20 protein-coding genes are annotated in these 21,514 nt (G+C 37.0%); 10 read left to right on the top strand and 10 right to left on the bottom strand.

What is annotated here, in order from left to right; translation table 11 throughout:
- Positions 1–5: 5 nt before the first annotated feature.
- The 4 genes from AC07M3_RS08400 to AC07M3_RS08385 all read right to left on the bottom strand — a co-directional run bounded on the left by AC07M3_RS08400 (position 6) and on the right by AC07M3_RS08385 (position 6,785).
- Positions 6–1,220: an aspartate aminotransferase family protein gene (locus AC07M3_RS08400; protein WP_494566961.1), complete on the bottom strand. Its 1,215-nt coding sequence runs from the start codon at positions 1,218–1,220 to the stop codon at positions 6–8.
- 136 nt (positions 1,221–1,356) lie between these two features.
- A complete protein-coding gene (locus tag AC07M3_RS08395) occupies positions 1,357–2,628 on the bottom strand; it encodes a Glu/Leu/Phe/Val family dehydrogenase (protein WP_004639628.1) in 1,272 nt (423 codons plus the stop codon).
- A 1,032-nt stretch (positions 2,629–3,660) separates the two neighbouring features.
- Entirely contained in the window at positions 3,661–5,094 is a 1,434-nt protein-coding gene (locus AC07M3_RS08390; RefSeq protein WP_494566962.1) for an amino acid permease, read from the bottom strand.
- 413 nt (positions 5,095–5,507) lie between these two features.
- Positions 5,508–6,785, bottom strand: a complete 1,278-nt coding sequence (locus AC07M3_RS08385; protein ID WP_494566963.1) for a hypothetical protein — start codon at positions 6,783–6,785, stop codon at positions 5,508–5,510.
- Positions 6,786–6,912: 127 nt separating this feature from the next.
- Here AC07M3_RS08385 and AC07M3_RS08380 point away from each other — a divergent pair, with 127 nt between their 5' ends.
- Together AC07M3_RS08380 and AC07M3_RS08375 are read left to right on the top strand one after the other, a co-directional pair.
- On the top strand, positions 6,913–7,701 hold the full coding sequence (locus tag AC07M3_RS08380; RefSeq protein ID WP_494566964.1) for a class I SAM-dependent methyltransferase: 789 nt from the start codon (positions 6,913–6,915) through the stop codon (positions 7,699–7,701).
- Between the two features lie 25 nt (positions 7,702–7,726).
- The gene (locus AC07M3_RS08375; protein WP_133747440.1) at positions 7,727–8,260 is read left to right on the top strand and encodes a hypothetical protein; all 534 of its coding nucleotides are present in this window, start codon (positions 7,727–7,729) and stop codon (positions 8,258–8,260) included.
- 50 nt (positions 8,261–8,310) lie between these two features.
- On the opposite strand, the gene AC07M3_RS08370 is transcribed toward AC07M3_RS08375, so the two are convergent.
- Entirely contained in the window at positions 8,311–8,874 is a 564-nt protein-coding gene (locus tag AC07M3_RS08370; protein WP_133747439.1) for a hypothetical protein, read from the bottom strand.
- A gap of 138 nt (positions 8,875–9,012) precedes the next feature.
- Positions 9,013–9,480 (bottom strand): Holliday junction resolvase-like protein, encoded by a 468-nt coding sequence (locus AC07M3_RS08365; RefSeq protein ID WP_003653742.1) that lies wholly within the window; start codon positions 9,478–9,480, stop codon positions 9,013–9,015.
- 159 nt (positions 9,481–9,639) lie between these two features.
- Here AC07M3_RS08365 and AC07M3_RS08360 point away from each other — a divergent pair, with 159 nt between their 5' ends.
- The 5 genes from AC07M3_RS08360 to AC07M3_RS08340 all read left to right on the top strand — a co-directional run bounded on the left by AC07M3_RS08360 (position 9,640) and on the right by AC07M3_RS08340 (position 15,142).
- A complete protein-coding gene (locus AC07M3_RS08360; protein ID WP_017390979.1) occupies positions 9,640–10,284 on the top strand; it encodes a ParA family protein in 645 nt (214 codons plus the stop codon).
- A gap of 124 nt (positions 10,285–10,408) precedes the next feature.
- Positions 10,409–11,527, top strand: coding sequence for an AI-2E family transporter (locus tag AC07M3_RS08355; RefSeq protein ID WP_494566965.1), 1,119 nt, complete (start codon positions 10,409–10,411; stop codon positions 11,525–11,527).
- A 123-nt stretch (positions 11,528–11,650) separates the two neighbouring features.
- Positions 11,651–12,226, top strand: a complete 576-nt coding sequence (gene sodC / locus AC07M3_RS08350; protein ID WP_494566966.1) for a superoxide dismutase [Cu-Zn] SodC — start codon at positions 11,651–11,653, stop codon at positions 12,224–12,226.
- 203 nt (positions 12,227–12,429) lie between these two features.
- Positions 12,430–14,580 (top strand): YccS family putative transporter, encoded by a 2,151-nt coding sequence (gene yccS / locus AC07M3_RS08345; protein WP_198497010.1) that lies wholly within the window; start codon positions 12,430–12,432, stop codon positions 14,578–14,580.
- 25 nt (positions 14,581–14,605) lie between these two features.
- Entirely contained in the window at positions 14,606–15,142 is a 537-nt protein-coding gene (locus AC07M3_RS08340; RefSeq protein ID WP_494566967.1) for a hypothetical protein, read from the top strand.
- A gap of 39 nt (positions 15,143–15,181) precedes the next feature.
- Here the strand turns inward: AC07M3_RS08340 and craA are convergent, their stop codons facing one another.
- Both craA and AC07M3_RS08330 read right to left on the bottom strand, forming a co-directional pair.
- The gene (gene craA, locus AC07M3_RS08335) at positions 15,182–16,411 is read right to left on the bottom strand and encodes a chloramphenicol efflux MFS transporter CraA (RefSeq protein ID WP_494566968.1); all 1,230 of its coding nucleotides are present in this window, start codon (positions 16,409–16,411) and stop codon (positions 15,182–15,184) included.
- Positions 16,412–16,773: 362 nt separating this feature from the next.
- Positions 16,774–17,139 (bottom strand): hypothetical protein, encoded by a 366-nt coding sequence (locus tag AC07M3_RS08330; RefSeq protein WP_494566969.1) that lies wholly within the window; start codon positions 17,137–17,139, stop codon positions 16,774–16,776.
- Positions 17,140–17,380: 241 nt separating this feature from the next.
- On the opposite strand from AC07M3_RS08330, the gene AC07M3_RS08325 reads away from it, so the two are divergent.
- Positions 17,381–17,968 carry an NAD(P)H-dependent oxidoreductase gene (locus tag AC07M3_RS08325; protein WP_494566970.1) on the top strand — a complete coding sequence of 196 codons (588 nt, stop codon included), beginning with the start codon at positions 17,381–17,383 and terminating at the stop codon, positions 17,966–17,968.
- 13 nt (positions 17,969–17,981) lie between these two features.
- Positions 17,982–18,296 carry a putative quinol monooxygenase gene (locus AC07M3_RS08320; protein WP_494566971.1) on the top strand — a complete coding sequence of 105 codons (315 nt, stop codon included), beginning with the start codon at positions 17,982–17,984 and terminating at the stop codon, positions 18,294–18,296.
- A 45-nt stretch (positions 18,297–18,341) separates the two neighbouring features.
- On the opposite strand, the gene AC07M3_RS08315 is transcribed toward AC07M3_RS08320, so the two are convergent.
- A complete protein-coding gene (locus AC07M3_RS08315) occupies positions 18,342–18,710 on the bottom strand; it encodes a hypothetical protein (protein WP_209734346.1) in 369 nt (122 codons plus the stop codon).
- A 187-nt stretch (positions 18,711–18,897) separates the two neighbouring features.
- Between AC07M3_RS08315 and AC07M3_RS08310 the strand changes: the two genes are divergently transcribed.
- Positions 18,898–19,686, top strand: a complete 789-nt coding sequence (locus AC07M3_RS08310) for a xanthine permease (RefSeq protein ID WP_494566972.1) — start codon at positions 18,898–18,900, stop codon at positions 19,684–19,686.
- A 64-nt stretch (positions 19,687–19,750) separates the two neighbouring features.
- Here the strand turns inward: AC07M3_RS08310 and AC07M3_RS08305 are convergent, their stop codons facing one another.
- Positions 19,751–21,160 (bottom strand): FAD-binding oxidoreductase, encoded by a 1,410-nt coding sequence (locus AC07M3_RS08305; RefSeq protein ID WP_375037622.1) that lies wholly within the window; start codon positions 21,158–21,160, stop codon positions 19,751–19,753.
- Positions 21,161–21,514: the final 354 nt, after the last annotated feature.

Below are 21,514 nucleotides of genomic sequence, written 5' to 3'. Positions count from 1 at the left end.
TTTTTTTATTTAGCCAATTTTGCCAATGCTCTTTTTAAACGAGCAATCCCTTCATCAATATCTTGTTCAGGAATAATGAGAGACGGAGTAAAACGAACGACATCCGGACCTGCAATTAAAGCAAGTAATCCTTCCTCACCAGCCCAAGTCGTAATATCTTTAGCTTTTCCTGCATATGCAGCTTTTAATACGCAACCAATGAGTAAACCTTGACCACGAATTTCTTCAAAAATCTGATGCTCAGCATTTAAAGTATTCAAGGCATCAAGGAAATACTGATGACGATGCTTCACACCCTCAAGGACTTCTGGCGTATTAATAAATTCGAATACTGCACCCGCAACTGCACTTGCTAACGGGTTACCACCGTAAGTCGTACCGTGGGTACCGACTGAAAAATGTGGCGCAAACTTATCTGTTGTTAACATTGCACCAACTGGAAAACCACCACCTAGTGCTTTTGCAGTTGTAAGAACATCTGGAATAACACCAGTGTTCATGTAGGCATAAAGTGAACCTGTACGGCCTACACCAGTTTGTACTTCATCAAAAATAAGTAAGGCACCAAACTCATCACATAGCGCACGTAACCCTTTTAAAAATTCAATGTCAGCCGGAATAACGCCGCCTTCACCTTGTATCGGCTCAACAATAACCGCACATGTTTGCTCATTAATAACTGCTTTTGCTGCTTCTAAATCATTAAAGGCAACATGGTTAATTCCATTTGGAAGCGGTGCAAAGTCTTGTGAATATTTAGGTTGACCGCCTGCTGAAACGGTAAATAAAGTACGACCATGAAAAGCATTTTTAAATGCCACAATGCCACTTTTGCCAGCAACACCACTGTCTAAACCCACTTTACGTGCTAGTTTTAATGCAGCTTCATTGGCTTCTGCACCTGAGTTACAGAAGAACACCTTGTCTGCAAATGTATTTTCAGTGAGTTGTTTTGCAAGACGTAGAACTGGTTCATTTGTATAACCATTGCCCACATGCCAAAGTTTTTTTGCTTGTTCTGTTAAAGCATTTACTGCCACTGGATGCGCATGACCTAATGCGTTTACTGCAATCCCGCCTGCAAAATCAATATATTCTTTATTTTCTTGATCCCAGATACGTGAACCTTCACCACGTACAGGAATGAAATTTGCCGGTGCAAAAACTGGAACCATCCAGTCGTTAAAGTTGCTTCGAGTTACAGAAATTGGCTGTTCCATGCTTACCTCAGTATTTATTTAATATATTCGATATCACTTAAATTTTAATAATTCAGAAAAAGGGACTGAACAAATAAACCCTATAACATCCTTTGTATTTGCTCAGACCACCTTTTCTAAAAGTAATTTCCGCAGATTAGCCTGGGAAAATACCGCGCTCTTTACGAGCTTTTAAAATACGCTCACATGCCAAGATGTAAGCTGCTGTACGTAAAGTACAAGCGTTGCTGTTCGCTGCATTCCAAACGTCATCCATAGCTTGAACCATCAATTTGTCTAAACGCTCATTGATTTCTTCTTCGGTCCAGAAGTAGCTCGCCATGTCTTGAACCCACTCGAAGTAACTTACAGTTACACCGCCGGCGTTACATACAACGTCAGGTACTACAACAATGCCACGCTCAACTAACACATCTTCAGCTTTAGGATAAGTCGGGCCGTTTGCGCCTTCTAAAATCAACTTAGCTTTAAGTTTTTCAGCACGTTCAACAGTGATTTGACCTTCCAATGCAGCAGGAACAATAATGTCAACTTCTGCTGTCCAGAAATCTTCATCAGCAATTGATTGCGCACCAGCGAAGCCACCAACACCTTGATTTGCATTTACGTGATCACGTAACGCTTCAAGATCAATACCGTCAGCATTGAAAATAGTGCCTGTATGGTCTTGAACGTGTGTAACTTTCGCTTTTGATTCAACAAACAAGAACGCAGCTTCACTACCAACGTTACCAAAACCTTGAATAGCGATTTTTGCACCTTCAATTGGTAAATTGATTTTTGCAGCTACTTCGCGGCCTGTAACAAATACACCGCGACCAGTCGCTTTTACGCGACCTAAAGAACCGCCTAAGTGAACTGGTTTACCAGTTACAACACCTGTTACTGTGTAACCTTGGCTTGTAGAATAAGTATCCATCATCCATCCCATAATATTGGCATTTGTACCAACGTCTGGAGCAGGGATATCTTTTTGAGGCCCGATAATGTGACCGATTTCAGTCGTATAACGACGAGTCAAACGCTCTAATTCACGATTTGATAATTTACGCGGATCAACACGGATACCACCTTTTGCACCGCCAAATGGCAAGTTCAAAACAGCAGTTTTAATTGTCATCCATGCAGACAACGCCATCACTTCATTCAAATCAACATTTGGATGGTAACGAACACCGCCTTTACCAGGGCCACGAGACAAGTTGTGTTGTACACGGTAGCCTTCAAAGTGCTGGATAGAACCGTCGTCCATTACAATTGGCACGTCTACAATAAGCGCACGTTTTGGGCGTTTTAAAGTATCGATATACTCTTCCAAGTGACCTAAATATGGGGCAACACGGTCAATTTGTGCCAAGTAAGTTTGCCAAGCATCGCTGTGTTCATTTACGTATGAAAGATCTGCCATCTTTTTTCCTATATACCTTCATAGATTCAGATTTGATAAATCTGCAATCTTTATTATTTAGCAACTAAAACTTTGCAATAACAATGTCTTAGTTTATTTACCAAATCTTCTGCCCTTCTAAAGCATCAGACTTTTTAAATTCCATTTGTTGATACTAAAAGTATGATCTACTTTTATATATCGATATCTTTTACAAGTTTTCTTTTGTCTAAATTACTGTTTATAAAGATAGCTTTATAAAAGCAAAAACTAACCACAACCTACTAAAACCAGCCGGCTGAAATATGAATACAAAAGAAGTGACATAACCGTTTGGGAGTTAAAAAGAACCATGATTTACAAAAATCATGAGTCCATAAAATTATTTTTGACTAATCGATAGATCCCTCCATTAGTCTTTTTAAAAATAAACTTTGTTCAATAATGCTACAGATTAATTATTTCCATACATACTGCTTAAAATTAAGCCGAAACATAGATATAAAATCTTCCAATAAATATAGCACAGAGCACGCTCATTTAGAACATTTTAAAATAAATAAGCAGAGAAAAAATAATCAAATCGCACTGACTTTTATAATAAAAAAACAACAAATATTAAAAAAACCTTAACTCTAATAAAAAAAACTTATAGAAAATAAACTTCCATAAATATAAAAAATGTAAATATTTTTCACTTTATATAACAGCAACTTAATAAATTTAACTTTTTACAAAACCATCAAAAAATTATCTATTCTCCACATTAAATCCATATTAATCCTATTCCACCCCGCTATTCCAAAAAACTAAAAACACCACCTTATTAAATAACAAGACTAAACATAGACTTAATCAAATATTTATAATAAATAAATATTAATAAAAATCCGATAAATGGTGAATTTACAAAACAACATTTGTTTCCATGATTAAAAATAAAAATTCATTTTTAAAAAAAATATATAGAATCCATCCTTTTTAATTTCCTACAAACCATAAAAAAGGCCCCAAATGGGACCTTTAGACTACGCTTGTGAAAGTATACAACGCTTAGCTCTGTACCACATCTTTCTTGTGATAAAAAATGAAGTAGCTCGCATAACATAAAAGAATAAAAACAATACAACAGATAAAGCCAACTTGCATCGAAGGATCAACCACCATACTAATGCAAGTAACAGCACAGAACAGACCACCCACAATTGGAGTCAAAGGAAATAAAGGAGCAGCAAAACGTAAATCTTTTGCAGTTTTCCCAGATTTATACCACTGTCTACGGAAATTAAATTGAGATACGCAAATTGCAATCCACACAACCACCATGGTAAATGCTGCAACACCCAATAAATTTTTAAAGATTGTCTCAGGCGCAAACTGCTCTGAAAGCAACCCAGGTATTGCACCAAACATCGTCACAGTAATGGCAACAATCGGTGTTCCTGAAGGAGTAAGCTTTGAAAATATTTTTGGTAATTGGTTTTTTACTGAAAGTGACCACATCATACGTGAAGCAGCAAATAAACCAGAATTGGCAGCTGAGAGTAAAGCCGTAATGATTACAAAGCGGATAATATCTTCCGCATAAGGAATACCAATGTAATTAAACACAGTCACAAAGGGGCTATTACTTACTTCGTTTGCATTCAAACCTGCAAGCTCGAATGGCAATAGTGAAGTAATCACAACAATGGTACCAACAAAGAAAATTAGTAGACGCCAAATGGCTGCATTAATCGCTTTTGGGACGGTCTTTGCAGGGTTTTCAGTCTCACCAGCCGCCACACCAATTAACTCTGTACCCGAAAATGCAAAATTAACGATCAGCATAGTTGCAAAAATTGGAAATAAACCGTGAGGGAACCAACCATGTGCTATCAAATTACTAAATAATGGCGCTGTCTCATGCCCGTGGTAAGGGATAAAACCAAAAATTGCCAACAGCCCTAAACCAATGAAACAGATAATCGTGATAACTTTGACAAGTGCCAACCAAAATTCAGACTCGGCAAACAATCGAGTTGAACTCACATTCAGAATAAAAACTAGAGCACCAAAACACAGAGTCCAAGCCCAAACCGAAGTAGTTGGAAACCACTCCTGAACCAGTAAAGCCGCAGCAGTAAACTCAGTCCCCAAAGTGGCAGTCCAAGTTAACCAGTACAGCCAAGTAATCATATAGCCCGTACCGGGACCGATATAACGGCGGGCGTATTCTCCAAAAGAACCCGATTCAGGTACATGAACTGCAAGTTCACCGAGACATAGCATTACGGTGTAGGCGATTAAACCACCCAAAAAATAAGAAATAATTGCGCCAATTGGGCCTGCTTGAGAAATTACGTCACCAGAACCTAAAAAAAGACCTGTACCTATGGCACCGCCAAGGGAGATCATCACCAAATGTCGAGTACTCATTGCTCGTTTCAAAGGTGCAGAACTTCCATGTTGCGATGCATCATTATTCCGATAATTTAATGATTGCATATAAAAAACTGTAACGACAATTTAGTAAAAAATCATTTTAGGATAAAAAAATAAATATGCAATTATCTTTGAATAGTGAACTTATTTTAAACAACTCATCACCACATAAATAACATATAAATAAAAAACAAATACTTACTGAAATTTAAAGTTATAGTTGTATTTTAATTAGCCTCCAATCATTTATTTACTTTATATATATACAAAGATCATTTACTTTAAAGCATGATATTTTTTCACCTAATTTATAATGCTTGTATTTAATACGCCAGATATTCACAAAACAAACACATCATTTATTTAAATAATGACTTTGAATTTAATATACAAATAAATTAATGAAAAAATATTTTTTAAGCAAAAAATAAAGCCCAAATCTTTAGACTTGAGCTTTATTTAACCACCAGAAAGGTTTAATAGGCGATTGAGATCAGTTGTTCAGTAGGCTTGATTGAACCTTCTATAAATTCACATATGCCATGTTCATCACAAGATAAATTTAATTGTTTATAGCTAATTGCAAAAAAGTCGGAATATTTTTTGATTACAAACGGACTCATGTCAGATGTTAAAGGCTCTTTGCTCTTGAACAATTTAATGACTTTGCGATCATTCATCCCTAACAAATAAGTTTCATTATTTAATTCAATGTGCACTACACCAGTGTGCTCAGCCACAATTGGAATCAAATAAGATTTATTTGCCAACAGAACATCTAGAGCATAACTCTCAAACTTTGAATTAATGAGGTTGAATACCAAAATTGAATTAAAGCTATTCTGTAATCCCTCTTTATAACTCACCTCTTGCTGAGTTTGTTGTACCTTAATACCCAGTTTTTGGAAGTCTAACTCAGTTGCCTGCTTTGCTTTCATAAGGCTACGGGTAATAGCCTGTTTAAGTGGATTATCGAAATAACGTTCATCTAGCTGAAAATCATTTTGGCGTAATATCTTTAACAACATGTCGTCATGATGCGAAAGAACATGTGCAAGTACATTACGGAAATAAAATTTACTTTGTTTTTTGACCTTACGAACCTGTTGATAGAAATAAATTTCGTCAAACTCATGCTCAATAAAATCATGTAATAAACTTGAACTTGCTAATACTGACAATGCTTCATGACCAGTAAATGGCAAATGAATCGTATGTAGGCTTGGCAATAGCTCTTTTATTTTTAAGTAATGTTCGCGGTCAATCGAGAAATAAGGGTCATAAACAATGACGTATTCACGCGCTGCATCCACATCTTGCAGCTGGATCTGCATGTCTTTGTTTGCTACCGCATCAAAAAACTCAGCATAGCGTCGATCTTCAACATGGTCAGGATCAATTGAATATTGAGGCACAAATGCAATCACACGGTTCATATTCAATAAATTAGAATATTTGATTGCTGCATAGCCGCCCATCGAACCGCCATAACCCACAATATTTTTAAAACCCTGAAGAACAGGCGAAATTGTTTTCGCCAGCTCAATCATGCTCGCTTGAGGAAACCATGATTTTTGTTTTGGCATTATCCCAATAACATTGTATTGGTATTTAATTAGGGACTTTTCAGCATTGATAGATAAGCCACTCGCTCGGGTAATCAAATCGCCAAAAGAGAGAACCAATGTATTAGAATCGCCTGGTAAAAAAATGGCTCTAATGTGTTCGTCTTCAAAAATAATTTGCTTATCCATGCTCACACCGAAAGAAAATTTGCTCCCACATACAACGTCAAAAATGAAACAAAATAGGTGTTTTGCCAATTTATGATTGCGGAGTATCTTATTTTATAGATGCCAGTCAGATTAAAAAGCGCAAAATATGACACAATCCTTACATCCTGCCGCTCAAAAAGGCTTCAGCTCAGCTGCTGAACTGTATCAGCAAGTTAGGCCTAATTATCCCGCAGAAATAGTGAGTTGGCTGCAAAATTGCCTCCAAATACAGGAAAACTCTACTGTTATCGATCTTGGATCGGGTACTGGCAAATTCTTACCCTACTTAAAACAAACACATGCAGATATTATTGCAGTTGAGCCAATTGGCGAGATGTTACAGCAGCTTCAACACGCTTATCGTGATATCAAAACATTACAGGCTTTTAGCCATTCTATTCCTGTAGCAGATCATAAAATTGATGCCATTATTTGTGCGCAATCTTTTCATTGGTTTGACAATATAGATACCCTAACAGAAATGTATAGGATATTAAAACCACAAGGACATTTAGGACTGGTTTGGAATCAACGCGATGAGCGTACGGATTGGGTCAAAGCTTTAGCTGATTTTCTACTTCCACTTGAAGGAGATACACCCCGTTATCATAGTGAAAAGTGGAAACGTGTATTTGAACAACAAGATTTATTTGTGTTTGATAGCCTACAAACGTTTACACAGTCACAACGTGGTAGCGTCGAACAAGTCGTAAGTAAACGTTTACTGTCTACGAGCTTTATTGCTGCAATGACTGAAAAAGATCAATTGCAACTCAAAGCACAGTTTGAAAAAATTGTTTATGATTTTACGGGATTAGGTCCTCAAGATCAGATTGATTTTCCATATGTTACGTATGCATATCACTTTCAGAAAAGTACGTTACCCGTTAAATAATAGTGAATAGGTTTGGTTGAAAGTTATGAAGAAGAAAACACCTCAGGTCATATTAATGTCTTTGCTTTGCTCTAGCCTATTTCTTACTGCTTGTAAAAAAGCGGATGAGCCTGCTAAGACGGAGCAACCTTCTGCTACCTCATCTACCGATCAGGTTTTAGAAAAACTGAATGAAAGACCTATTAAGACTTTTCCAGCAACTGCTGAGGATGCACACGATATTGCGCTACTAGAGGATTATGACCGCCGCTTTACAGAAATGAGTGATGAGATGGAAAGCGAATTAGCAAAAATGCATGAAGCTGGAACCCTCACTACAGAGTTTGAGCAACAACGTACTCTTGATAATGTGCGCTCTTCTCTGACCATGTTAAAAGATTTAGATTTAAAAACTGAGCAAGGCCGTTATGTACAAGGCCTACTCTACCAATATTGGGAAAACCAAGAAAAACACTTGAGTGATAAGCAAGCCAATAAAGATGAGCAGATCAACGATCTTGCCGACTATTTACAAGCACAAAATCAATTAAAATATTGGAAAGCATCGCAACAGAAATAAGTACTACATTCCTTAATAAAAAGCCTTCATATTTATGAAGGCTTTTTAAATTATATATTTTGCTTTTCAACCCAATGAATAGATTGCACACGAAATAGTTCACAAGCACCATCACCTGTATCAGTTGGTGTAAGCGACGATTTCCAGACTAGGTTTTTATCTTTAATTTCGACAAGGTCACCTTTGAGATAGACCAGATCTCCACGTTTTACCTGTTTAATTTGTTGGGCGATTTGCGGGTTCGCAGGAATGATGTGCATATTAGACACCATTTGCATCGCCTGCTCTGCTGGAACAGGTAATTTAGGAATTTTCCAGTTTAAATAACGGTCATATTGTTTTACTGAAATATGGCGTGCAATTTCAGGCTGAGCAAACAATCCCCAGCTTACTGCATAGTCAATAGGTGAAAATTTAGCTTGTTCATCATTTTGATAAACTTTTGAACCCAAGATTCTGAAATTCCCCTGAAAAGGCTGTAATACTGAAATAGACTGGTCCTTTTCAACAGGGTTCAAACCTTGGGCAATATTATATTCACTTGAGGTCGATGCAAATGCTGAACCCATACTAATAGCAGCCAGCAAGCCCATCATTAAACGTTGTTTTTTCATCGCTTTATACCTCGAATATTGCTAGATCAAATTAAATAGATCTTCAATTTATAGTAGTCGCAAGCCATGAAAAAAATATCGGAATTTAGTAACAATACAGATTAATTTCGTCTATTTTTGTGCACTCAAAATTAAAATTTAATCTTCAAAATCCACTCTTAAAGTTTCAAAACGAACCTTTCCTTGTTGCACAGCTTGTGCAATTGCCTGTTGGCCTTTGGTTAGCCTTGCCCCACCGCTTTTTACATCAAGTAAAATAATATTAATATCTTCTGCCGTTCCATCACCATCTCGAAAATCGGTGTATCCATCAAAAATAATATAATCCACCGGATCGCCCATGAATTTTGCATCGCTTGGTAGATACTGAAATTCTGGCAAAATTGGAGCGAATTGTTCTGCCATTTTCCCTTTCAACACCGCACGACTTGTATTCACGCTTCTCTTTTGTGCTTGAGTCAGAGCTTGTTGGTGCTCCAATTCAAGTTCAGCAATATATTGCTCATATTCAGCCTTAATTCGGCCATTGCGAGTATTTGATAAAATAATAGTAGTGATAATAATACCAATACCCGCTCCAATTAGCATGGCAAGCCATACAGACATAAACATTCCTTAACAAGCACAAATCAACATTGCAGATCTAATCATATCTAAAATAACGAAACAGCTTAAACTTTTGTCAAATGCGGTCATCTCCTTCACATAAAAAGATGCTAAGGTATAAAACATAAACAAAATGTGCTGCTGAAAATAATTGGATTTATGAAAACGATACTTATTGCAAATCAAAAGGGCGGATGCGGAAAAACCATGACGGCCATTACGTTGGCAACAGCATTGGCACAAAAAGGATATAAAGTAGCATTAGCAGATTCCGATAACCAAAAATCGGCTTTACAGTGGTTAAAACAACGCCCTGATACCGTCGCAACGATTCAGAGCTTAGACTGGCGTCATGAAAAATCAATTGGTGATGCGCCTAAACATCTGGACTATTTAATTATTGATGCACCTGGTGCACTTTCAGGTGAACACGCTGAACAACTCATCAGCGAAGCTCATGCCATTATTACTCCACTTCAGCCTTCATTTTTTGATATAGACAGTACTCGCCGCTTTTTAAAGCATTTACAAGATATTAAACGTATTCGTAAAGGCAAAGTACAGATTTTACTTCTTGCTAATCGTGTAAAACCGAACAGTGCAAGTTCAAAAGATATTCAACAGTTTTTTGAAAAAATTGAACAAGAACCTGTTGCATGGATTTCTGAACGCAGTGCTTATGGTAGCCTCGCTATGCAAGGTTTAAGTGTTTTTGATAAACCACAAAAAAACTTTATTAGTATTCAAGATCAATGGCAACCCGTTCTAAACAAGTTAGTTGAAGACAAAGCTGAGTGGTTTTAAGTGAATTTTAGCCTCTAAAAAGAGTTGTATAAGGTTCTTTACATTACGACCTTAAAATTTGCCTCAGGTTATTTTTCAGTTAATATGACTTTATTCTACGTAGAAAATTAGAGAAATATTGTTCGTGCATCCATACGCTCCTACTTTACAGCGCGTTTTATTGTTTGGGCTGTTTTTTATTTTGATTTTTTTAGGATTTAATATCCTGAAATACTTTATTGTTCCTGTTCTTTGGGCTGCCATCATTGCTTATATGACTTGGCCTATTTATTTAAGAATTCAGCGTTTTTTTGGAGAAACCCGTAATACTTTAAATGCAACACTAATGATTAGTCTGGTCATTTTGGTTGTTGGCATACCTTTTACATGCGCTATCTTTATTTTGCAGCATGAAGGCCGCAACTTATATTTTGATTTACAACGTCAGGTTTTTTCGGGTCATTTAAGCGTTCCTGATTTTATTCGCGATCTTCCTTTTGTTGGAAAAGAAATTTCTCGCACACTCAATGAGTTAAATAATGATCCTAATAGTACCATTCAGAACATTGCAGCTTGGGTACAAAGCCATTTAAGTTATGGCCGTGTGCTGCTCGGTGAAATTAGTAAAAATATTGTCAAACTTGGCTTTGCCGTATTTAGCCTCTTTTTCTTCTACCGTGATGGACAACTGATTTTGTCTCAGGTGAGCAAAGCTTTAGAAATGGTGATAGGCCTTCGTGTTCATCACTATCTTGATACGATTTCTGAAACGACTCGTGCCGTAGTCTATGGTGTAGGTTTAACTGCAATTGCTCAAGCTGTTTTAGCTGGATTAAGTTATTTCGTAGCGGGTGTACCAAACCCAATGGTACTCACCATTGCTACTTTCTTATTGGCTCTAATCCCATTTGGTACTCCAATCTCCTATTTAGGCGTCGGCTTATGGTTGTTCTCTCAGGGACAAACCATGGAAGCAATTGGTGTAATTGTATGGGGTGTGGTGATTGTTAGTAGCTCAGATAATGTGATTCGCCCGCTTGTTATTTCCGGTGCCACTAAAATTCCATTCCTATTAATTATGTTTGGTGTGTTAGGTGGTATTGCGAGTTTCGGTTTGGTGGGATTATTTATTGGACCTGTAATTTTGGCTATTTTACTGGCGATTTGGCGTGAATGGTTACATGAAACTATTGAGCCTGAACCTATGCCTAAAACTTCCATGATTTATGACTCTGATAATGAATCATCCAATCATAAAGAGTGACATACGTATTTAATTTAAAAATGTTTCAAGATACAAAGTGACTATTTAAATTAACTTGTAGGCTAAGCCTTCCTTTGTTTGAATCTAATAATCAGACATATATATTTATAAGGGCATCCAACCATGCAGACTTTTAATAAAATTGGCGCAGTCTTTGCGCTTACAGCTTTTTTTGCAGTCGGCTGTAGTTCAGTCACAAAAACTGTATCCGACACGGCTCACTCATTAACCACAATGCATACGAAGAAAGTGGTTGATGTAAATGAAGTTACCGCAAATGGTATTGGTAAAAAAATAGGTACCATTAGCTTTCAAGATAGCGACAAAGGTTTAATTATTACTCCTGCTTTAGCTGACTTACCTAGCGGTACTCGTGGTTTCCATATTCACGAAAATGCCTCTTGTGCCCCTGCTGAGAAAGATGGAAAACCTGGTGCTGCTTTAGCTGCTGGTAGTCACTACAACCCAAATCAAGCTCCTCATCACGGTACACCAACGACTGGCCATTTAGGTGATCTACCTGCTTTGGTGGTCGATAATACTGGTGTTGCAATAACTGCTGTGATCGCACCTCGATTGAAATTTGCTGATATTCAAGGTCGAGCGATCATGATTCATGCGGGTGGCGACAATTACTCAGACTCTCCTCTGCCTCTCGGCGGTGGCGGAGCACGAATTGCATGTGGCGTGATTAAATAATTTATCTGTTTATTAAATTGTGGGTATCTAAAAAGATATCCACAATTTTGTTAATTTATTGATCGCTATAACTTGGTTTAAGCCTAATAAAATCTTAAAAAGTGACTGACTTTTGTAGATAAAAAGAATAATATTTTTGAAGTAATAAAAATTTAAAGTTACATACTGCTTTCTCACGTATTCTCTAATTTAGAACAAAAGCCGTGAATTATTTGACCCAGATATTTAATAGTTTTAAGACAAACTCGATTTTAATTTACTGCCTGCAAATTCTGATTGTACTCACAGGCACAACTTTAGGTTTGCTTTCACTAGGTCATAACGAGCTGATTGTTCCTGTGACTTTAGGGGCAATTGCAGCAGCGCTAACCGACTTTGATGACCGTTTAAGCATTCGATTACGCAACTTAGTCTATGTCTGCCTGCTATTTTTTACAGTCAGTAGCATTCTTGGATTTCTCGCTCCCTACAAAATTTTCTTTATTCTCTATCTCTCAATTTCTAGCGCTTTTTTCATTTTATTAGGTGCCTTAGGGCAACGTTATGCCACGATTTCGTTTGGCACTATTTTGCTTTCCATTTATAGCATGTTTGGTTTAGGAGAATATGCTCATTGGTATCAGCAGCCCACCTACTTTGTTTATGGAGCTTTGTGGTACGGTTTCACCTCTATTTTATTTTTTATTATTAAACCTACACTTCCCTTACAAGATAAACTCTCACAAATTTTTAAAGAAATTTCTGTTCTACTACAGGCAAAAGCACGTTTATTTGATCCAGACAATAAAGAGAATGTAGAACAACTCTTATATGAACTGTCCTTACAAAATACACAAGTTGCTCAAAGTCTGAATCAAATACGCAGCTCCCTACTCACTCGGCTAAAGGCTTCACGAGTGAGTAATAAAAGTATTTATTGGCTAAACCTGTATTTTTTTGCACGAGATATTCACGAACAAGCCACCTCTAATTACTTACATTACGAACATATTCAACAGAACTTTAGCCGTAGTGATCTTATTTTCCGTTTCCAAAAAAATCTACGTCTACAAGCACAAGCTTGTCAGGACTTAGCCCAATGTATTTTATATAATCGGCCATCTCAGCCTTCGCAAGAAAGCCAGACAGGATTAAATCACCTAGAGAGTTCTTTAAAAGACTGGATACAACAGCATCCACAAAATTTTGAAGTTAAAAATTTAAAACTCATTTTTGATAATTTAAAAGGAATGCATGAACAGTTTGAACAACTGCAATATGCTCAGCCCTTCCCTGAAAATAATACCCAGACAAGGCAAGAGCACTTAAATTTACTTGATGATGATATTCAAGGATTTTCAGATCTGATCTTGAAACTTCGGCAACAGCTTACCCCTCAATCTGCATTGTTCAGACATGCGATAAGAATTGCAGTCGTTTTCGCCGCGGGCTATGCCATTTCATTATTACCCTTTGCTCAGCATGGCTACTGGATTTTACTGACCAGTTTATTTGTTTGTCAGATTACTTATTTTGCGACTAAAAGCCGCCTTAAGCTTCGAACAATTGGGACATTAATCGGTGTTTTATTAGGAATACCAATCTTATATTTTGTACCGAGTATTGAAGGCCAGTTAATCATTACGATTATTTGTGGAGTATGCTTTTTTTACTTACGGCAAAAGAAATATGCCTTGGCCACTCTTATGGCTACCCTCATGGTGCTATTAATTTTTAATTTAAAGGGTGCAGGCTACAGCATTATTTTACCTCGCCTGATAGATACGCTATTAGGCTGTTTTATTGCATGGCTTGCTGTAAGTTTTATATGGCCTGATTGGAATTTTCGCAATATTCCTAACAATATTAAGAAAAGCAGCAAAGCGACACTCGACTATTTCAATGTAATTGTTGAGCAATACCAATATGGCAAAAATCAAGATATAGAGTACCGTCGAATTCGTCGTGCGGCCCATAATGCTCAAATTGAGCTATCGAACATGATTTCAAGCTTAAGTGCCGAGCCCAATCCTAATCCCGAGCTCATTCATTATGCTTTTCGTTATTTGGTTTATAGTCACAGTCAACTCAGCTATGTGGCAGCGTTAGGCAGTCAACGACAAAAAATTGATGAAGAACAAGTTTTACAATTATTACTGCGTTGCCAGCAAATTCTTAGTCAAAGCGTACTTGGGCAGTCACTACCCGACAACACACACATTGAGCAAACATTGCAAGAAATTCGAGGACTAACCACTCATGAACAACTTTCCGAGAAATATACATTAGTCTTGAAACAAATCAGTTTATTATTAGAAACATTACCAGAATTGCTGATGCTTAAAGACAAACTTTTAGAGCAAGAAATTAAATAGCTATAACACTTTATTGAGGATAAAAATGTACTTTCCAAAGATATATAAATTTCTTTCTGCCACTTTTTTATTGCTAAGTAGCACTTCATATGCATTTGAAATAAATGATTTAAAAAAGATTATAGAGTGTCAATCAGATCAAGAAACTTATACCAATTTTGCTTCTGAATATGATGAAAATTTATCAGCACTTGGTTTTAAAAAAGTTGATGATCCTGAGCAACCGTTCATCTATTTATATAAAGCAGCTCAGCCCATTCAATTATTTGGTATTAAAACTCATGAAATTGCTTTAGCAGGTCAAGGCATAGTAGCCGTTTTCCGAAATGCAAATGTTAATCAACTTTCGAAAAAATTTGATATACCTCAACATCCAGACTTTAAAACATTACCTTTTTTTAGAGGTTTTCGCACCGTCAAGACAGAACCAGCAACAGCAGATTCTTTTACTGTTTATCATAATCTCAACTTATCAGAAATGACCGGAAAAAGTCCGATGACATTATTAGGTTGTACCTATGAAACAGACCGCGAAGAAATGGAAAAAATGTTAAAAGAATAGTTAAAAAAATACCGGAATATAAATTCCGGTATTTTTAATTTAATCATTTCCTTGGAGCTTTCTTTCTTGCATTTCTTGCTTTAAAACATTTCGTGGTTGGGTAAACCAGAGCGCAATAAATGTAAAGGCAGATAATGCAAAGGCCCACAAATGAAATTGAGTATAGAGATAACGTACCAACTCAATCATGGCAAAGAAACTCATCATCAGTAGCATCGAAACGGCTGCCGCAACAGTTCCTTTTGATACTTCAGATGACATCAGTGCAAAACGGTATAGGACTGAAAAGCTAATTCCTTCACCAAAACAGATGAGTGTCATGCCTGTAAGCAAACAAGGAATTAAATAGGTTTGCCACACTACACCTAATATTAAAATGAGTGTGCCAATCAGCATGATAGGTAAACCGATCATGACCGTTTTACCTAAAGACAGGCGATCAATAATTTTAATTAAAACAATATTCCCGATAATTAGACCTAGAAATACCGGAAATTGAGCTAAACCATATTGCACACTCGTTAGCTTCAATTCATCTACCAAAATAATTGGAGATAAGGCAATCCAAAGCATTAAAGGCATACCCACCAAAGGCAAAGCAAGGCTTAAACCTAAAAAGCGGTGATTACCAAATACCTTTTTAAAATCATCAAAAAGATAGCTAAAAGGTTGCTTGGTAACACTGACCTGCTGATTTGGCATTTGTTTTTTTAAACCTACCCAACTGAGTAATGCCAATACAGCGATGGCTACAAAGCCCCAGTGCCAAGACACATAATCAATTAAGAAAGCACCGAGTACGGGTCCCAACAAAGGTGCAAGCAATGAAATATTTGCCATGAGTGCCATGACTTTAATTGCATCACGTTCAGCAAAACTCTCTTGAATAGCAGCATAACCCACTGCTGAAATTACACTTAAACCAATACCTTGTAAAAAGCGTAATGTCAGAAAGTGTTCCATTTGTCGGGTTAGTAAAATTAAAAAACAGCATAAGGCGAAAAATAAGACACCAGTCAAAAGTACTTTTTTACGCCCAAGACGATCTGACAAAGGCCCAAGTAACCATGCAACCGAGGCACCGCCTAATAGATAAAATGACATTGAAGACGGTGCCCAAGTTGCACTTACACCAAAATCTTCAGTGATTGCCAACATTGCTGGCTGAATCAGGTCATTACCAATATAAACCGCAAATTCAAATAGCACTAAGGCCAAAGGAAACATCAACGTTGTACGGTTCAACGTTGTCGTTTGAATATTTTTCATGAGTTGTACACTTCAAAATAGCGGCCATATGTCTCTACAACTACATATAAAATAGGATGTAGTCATGATGATGACAGTATGGTCAATCAATCTTTAATTAAGTTTTTATATGCCGTGAGAGTGCATGTTTAGAATGTGAAACACCGTATTCACAGGGTGTCTAAGAATAGAAAAATTATATGGCGTGAGATTTGATAATTTTTACCAGTTGGCATAATTACCGAGCGCAACAATAGCATTTTTTGAATTGCTCAGCAATCGGACAATTATAAGAAGTTTAAATCTTATTTTTTTACCCATAGTCACGCTTTTTTATTGTGAATAACCTTAAAGTTATCCACATCTATAATAAAAATTAATCATTAAGGACAAGGATTAACTTGGAAATCTGGGGTTTCCTGCCCTTTCGTACATTGATAAGTTTGCTTTTTATTCACAATTTTCCAGACTTGCTGGTCTCGCTTTAATAAATATTCCGTACGAACTTTTGTTATCGCATCTTCGCTAGGATCTATCTGTAAAATAGTAACTTGAGCATTAGAGGGATCATCGGCAGCATTCATTTGCTGTGAAATGTCTAAATTACTTGCATCATTTAGAAGATCTGGTTGATCAAGTAATACTGCTTGAATCGGGCTATCAGCAAGTTGAGCAGAAGAATTTTTAGCTGGAGCACAAGCTGTTAGCACTGCTAAGCTACAAACAATCAGCAAACTCATTTTTTTCATATGTAATCTCTTAGCTCTACTCAAACTTAATGCTAAAGCTCACCAACAAGTTTTTCCGTAGCACTTTGTAAAATAAGATTAAAGTTATTGATATTATTCATCTAAATTTATTTCACAATTCGAATTCCTATTTAATTGTTGATTTTTAATCAAGAATATTTTTCCAATTCATGCATTTTTCTATAAGAGTAAATTCCGTAGAGTAGATTTCAAATTTAGGAATTTAATTAGAGTAACTCCCATGAGTAAGATTTTAGTCATTAACGGCGCCAAACAATTTGCACATTCAAATGGTGAATTAAATGACACATTAACCACACTGGCAACCTCACACCTCACTGAACTCGGACATGAAGTTCAAGTGACCCGTGCCGATAGCGATTACGATGCAGAAAATGAAGTTGAAAAATTCTTATGGGCTGACGTGGTGATCTATCAAATGCCGGGATGGTGGATGGGTGCTCCTTGGACTGTAAAAAAATATATTGATGACGTATTTACTGTGGGTCACGGTTCACTCTATGCAAACGATGGTCGTAGCCGTTCCGATACATCAAAAAAATACGGTTCAGGCGGTTTAATTCATGACAAAAAATATATGTTGTCATTAACATGGAATGCACCAATGGAAGCATTTGATGATGCAGATCAGTTTTTCCATGGGGTAGGTGTTGATGGTGTTTATTTACCATTTCATAAAGCGAATCAGTTCTTAGGCATGAGCACACTTCCGACTTTTATTGTCAATGATGTGATTAAAATGCCTGACGTTGATAGTTATGTTGAAGAATATAAAACCCACTTAAATTCTGTATTTGCAGCAGCTTAATAAGGAAAAATCCATGCTTACTATTATTGCGGAAATTCGTACTAAATCGGGTGGACAGCATCGCCAAAACGTATTGGATGCATTTCAAAAAATCATTCCAACTGTTTTAGCAGAAGATGGTTGCCATGGCTATGAGCCTTTGATTGATCATATATCAAATGCCAGTTTCCAAACCAAAGAGCCCGATACGATTGTGATGTTAGAAAAATGGGCAAGCGTTACCCATCTTGAAGCACATTTGGCTACACCTCATATGCAAGCCCATCATGCAGCAGTTAAAGATGATGTAATTGATGTGAAAATTAAAATTTTAGAAAGTGGCGTATAATTTAGCCCATAAAAAAAGACGATATATTTATCGTCTTTTTTTTGCTTAAGAACAAAGTTGTGTTTGGAAACCTCTAGAGCCTTTACCTCTCGCACATTGATAGCTCTTTTGCTTATTTTGCAATTGCCACTTTTCATCAACCAATTTAAATGCATATTCTGTTCGGATTGCAGAAACAGAATCGTCCATTAAACCTGTTTGAATGACAGTAATACGAGAAACAGTTGGTGATTCCACACGGTTAAACACTTGCTGAACTGAGGTATTATTGTGCTCTTTTGCAATCTCAGGTTGAGCTTTGAGTACTTGTTGCATTGGGGTTTCTGAACCCACAAAAGGTATGAATTTACTGGTTGTCGCACACCCAGTGAAAAGTCCAGCACAGAGAGCTGAAATTAAAAATAAACGTTGCATTTTTATCACCAAAAAACAAAAGGCATAGCTTTATGATGCTATGCCTTGCTCGGTTACTCTGTAGAAACTATGTAGTTCTAAGGATGGCTACTCTTTTACAGACCAAATAATTGTTCTTGCTCACGTAACTTTAATGACAATCGTTTGATAAAATTAATTTCTATTGCACATAACAAATAGGATCGTTATGCAACTGACTTATGCGGGGCAAGTTTTCTTGGTGGTCGTTGCAGTTTTGATGATTTGGTCATTTGTACTCACCAAGTTTTGGGTCAAGCGTTTAGCTAAAAATCGTAAAAGTAGTAAGTTTGAATTTGCTTATTTATTTGCCGTGGTTTTTAGTACTAGTGCTTTATTTTTCCCATTTACTTATTGGGTTTCTCAAGCAGTCTACGGCTTAGTAACCAAACCAACTTACGATGCAACTGTAGTGAGTTATACTTCTGAATGGGTCGATACTGAACGTACCGACTCAAATGGGCGTAAATATAAAACTAAAACACTCATGCATACTGCTCAGGTTCAATTTAAAGATAATCAAAACAGAACTCTAACTTTAGATAATTCAGTTCTCTCTGGTGATGTACCTATAGTTGGTGAACATATTACTGTTGTTTATGAATCTGGTGATCACACCGCACAAGAAAAAAGCTGGCGAACAATTCTATTGTTTGCAGCCGCTTTATTTATGCTGTTTATTTTAGGTTATGTGTTGCTCATGATTATTGCCTATAGTCTAAAGCGCGACATGGAACCCTATAAAACCTTTGCTAGCATTTTAATTTTTAGAGTGGTGCTTCCGTTAGCTACAACGGCGATGTTTGCAATGTTGTCTTATTCTATTTTTGCCTATTTTTTCTTAGCTAATCCACGTAATTTGCCTGTGTGGGCCATTGGACTTTGTAGCTTCTTTGCTCTTTGTCTTTTACCGCTGATTTATCATATTTTGACGGGTTGGAAAGCTTATAAAAAATAATAGATTTAAAAAAAGCGCATCTTTCGATACGCTTTTAACAGAGATTCTTTTGTCTAATCAGGCATTAAAGATCAAATAATTTACCTGGATTCATCAAACCATTCGGGTCGAATACTTTCTTCAAAGCTTTCATATATTCAATTTCTTCAGGCGAACGTGAATATTCCAAATACGGTTTTTTCGTCATGCCTACGCCATGCTCGGCAGAGATTGAACCATCATATTTTTTCACGGTATCGAACACATATTTATTGACGACCTGACACTTCGCAAAGAACTCATCTTTGGTTAAGTTTTCAGGTTTTAAAATATTTAAGTGCAAGTTACCGTCACCAATATGACCAAACCAGCAAATTTCAAAGTCAGGATAGTTCTCTTGAACAATTGTATCAATCTCACGAATAAATGCAGGTACGTGAGTAATTAATACTGAAATATCATTTTTATATGGAGTGAACGGCGCGATTGATTCAGAAATATCCTCGCGTAAGCGCCACAAGCTTTCTACTTGGTCTAGGCTCTGGCTCATTACACCATCAAGTACCCAACCCTGCTCCATACAATGCTCGAAAATTTCCATTGCTTTATCGAGAATCGGCTCATATGGTGCTTCAAACTCAAGTAATACATAGAACGGACATTGAGTTTCAAATGGGCGTTGTACATGTCCATGATCTAAAACTTTTTGCATTGCAAGTTCACCAAAGAACTCAAATGCAGTCAAGTCGATATCTTTTTGGAAAGCATGTAAGACAGGCATTACTGCATCAAAATCAGGAACACCTAAAACTAAAACTTGTAAGTTTTGCGGTTGACGCTCAAGTTTAATTTCCGCTTCAGTCACTAAACCTAATGTGCCTTCGCCACCAATAAACAAGTGCTGTAATGCATAACCAGTTGCATTTTTAACCATGCCTTTGTTTAAACGTAAAATATCACCTTTACCAGTGACAACGGTTAAACCAAGCACCCAATTACGTGTCATGCCGTATTTAATGACTTTAATACCACCGGCATTGGTTCCGATATTACCGCCAATCTGGCTAGAACCCGCTGACGCAAAGTCAACCGGATAATACATACCCTGTTCTTCAGCATAATTCTGCAATTGTTCAGTCACAACACCAGCTTGCACTCGAACCATACGATCTGCTGGAAAGAATTCAAGAATCTGGTTCATCTTGTCCATGCTAATGACAATTTCACCATTCGTTGCTACAGCACCAGCAGAGAGACCAGTACGGCCGCCTGAAGGGGTAATTGCGATATTAAACTGGTTCGCAAGCTTCACAACAGCTTGAACTTGCTCCGTGGTCGATGGAAAAACGATGACCGATGGGTTCGGATTAAAATGCTTAGTATGATCTTTACCCCAGTTTTCGAGACTATCAGCATCGGTTTTAATACGGTTTTCACCGACGATTGCCGTTAATTGGGTAAGTAACTCAGGTGTTAAAGCGACTGGAGCATTCATCGTTTGCAGACCTAGCAAGAAGTAAACTGTGGTGGGACTATGGCGTAATATTTCTCAGAGTTTTCCACTGAGCAAAGCCATAAGCTATATTCTACATGTAACCGCACAAGCGATAAAGTTCAGAATAGAGATACTGCCACTACAAAACATGTTTAACCTTCATAAATGACTTATGAACCGTCAAAGCATCAATATTTTTTAAGTTCAAATGACAAGCACATTTTAAAACTGTCAACAAGCCATAAACAGAAGTGATTAGATATAGATAAAATTGCCATAAGATGATGGCGTAAACGAAATATCTATAGCACCGCCCATTATGTTATGATAGCGCCACCAAATTTGGCCTTTGTA

The organism is Acinetobacter sp. GW821-FHT09D10 (assembly GCF_059416285.1).
Note: the sequence above shows the minus strand (reverse complement) of the source record. Positions and strands in the feature narration are given on the sequence as shown.

Excerpts from the sequence above, each read along its gene's own strand:
- AC07M3_RS08325 (WP_494566970.1), top strand. The coding sequence starts at position 17,381 with ATGAGTAAGATTTTAGTCATTAACGGCGCCAAACAATTTGCACATTCA.
- AC07M3_RS08370 (WP_133747439.1), bottom strand. The coding sequence starts at position 8,874 with ATGAAAAAACAACGTTTAATGATGGGCTTGCTGGCTGCTATTAGTATG.
- AC07M3_RS08385 (WP_494566963.1), bottom strand. The coding sequence starts at position 6,785 with ATGGATAAGCAAATTATTTTTGAAGACGAACACATTAGAGCCATTTTT.
- AC07M3_RS08305 (WP_375037622.1), bottom strand. The coding sequence starts at position 21,160 with ATGAATGCTCCAGTCGCTTTAACACCTGAGTTACTTACCCAATTAACG.
- AC07M3_RS08365 (WP_003653742.1), bottom strand. The coding sequence starts at position 9,480 with ATGTCTGTATGGCTTGCCATGCTAATTGGAGCGGGTATTGGTATTATT.
- AC07M3_RS08400 (WP_494566961.1), bottom strand. The coding sequence starts at position 1,220 with ATGGAACAGCCAATTTCTGTAACTCGAAGCAACTTTAACGACTGGATG.
- sodC (WP_494566966.1), top strand. The coding sequence starts at position 11,651 with ATGCAGACTTTTAATAAAATTGGCGCAGTCTTTGCGCTTACAGCTTTT.
- AC07M3_RS08310 (WP_494566972.1), top strand. The coding sequence starts at position 18,898 with ATGCAACTGACTTATGCGGGGCAAGTTTTCTTGGTGGTCGTTGCAGTT.
- AC07M3_RS08315 (WP_209734346.1), bottom strand. The coding sequence starts at position 18,710 with ATGCAACGTTTATTTTTAATTTCAGCTCTCTGTGCTGGACTTTTCACT.
- AC07M3_RS08375 (WP_133747440.1), top strand. The coding sequence starts at position 7,727 with ATGAAGAAGAAAACACCTCAGGTCATATTAATGTCTTTGCTTTGCTCT.
- AC07M3_RS08380 (WP_494566964.1), top strand. The coding sequence starts at position 6,913 with ATGACACAATCCTTACATCCTGCCGCTCAAAAAGGCTTCAGCTCAGCT.
- AC07M3_RS08340 (WP_494566967.1), top strand. The coding sequence starts at position 14,606 with ATGTACTTTCCAAAGATATATAAATTTCTTTCTGCCACTTTTTTATTG.
- AC07M3_RS08320 (WP_494566971.1), top strand. The coding sequence starts at position 17,982 with ATGCTTACTATTATTGCGGAAATTCGTACTAAATCGGGTGGACAGCAT.
- AC07M3_RS08390 (WP_494566962.1), bottom strand. The coding sequence starts at position 5,094 with ATGCAATCATTAAATTATCGGAATAATGATGCATCGCAACATGGAAGT.
- AC07M3_RS08330 (WP_494566969.1), bottom strand. The coding sequence starts at position 17,139 with ATGAAAAAAATGAGTTTGCTGATTGTTTGTAGCTTAGCAGTGCTAACA.
- AC07M3_RS08395 (WP_004639628.1), bottom strand. The coding sequence starts at position 2,628 with ATGGCAGATCTTTCATACGTAAATGAACACAGCGATGCTTGGCAAACT.
- AC07M3_RS08360 (WP_017390979.1), top strand. The coding sequence starts at position 9,640 with ATGAAAACGATACTTATTGCAAATCAAAAGGGCGGATGCGGAAAAACC.
- craA (WP_494566968.1), bottom strand. The coding sequence starts at position 16,411 with ATGAAAAATATTCAAACGACAACGTTGAACCGTACAACGTTGATGTTT.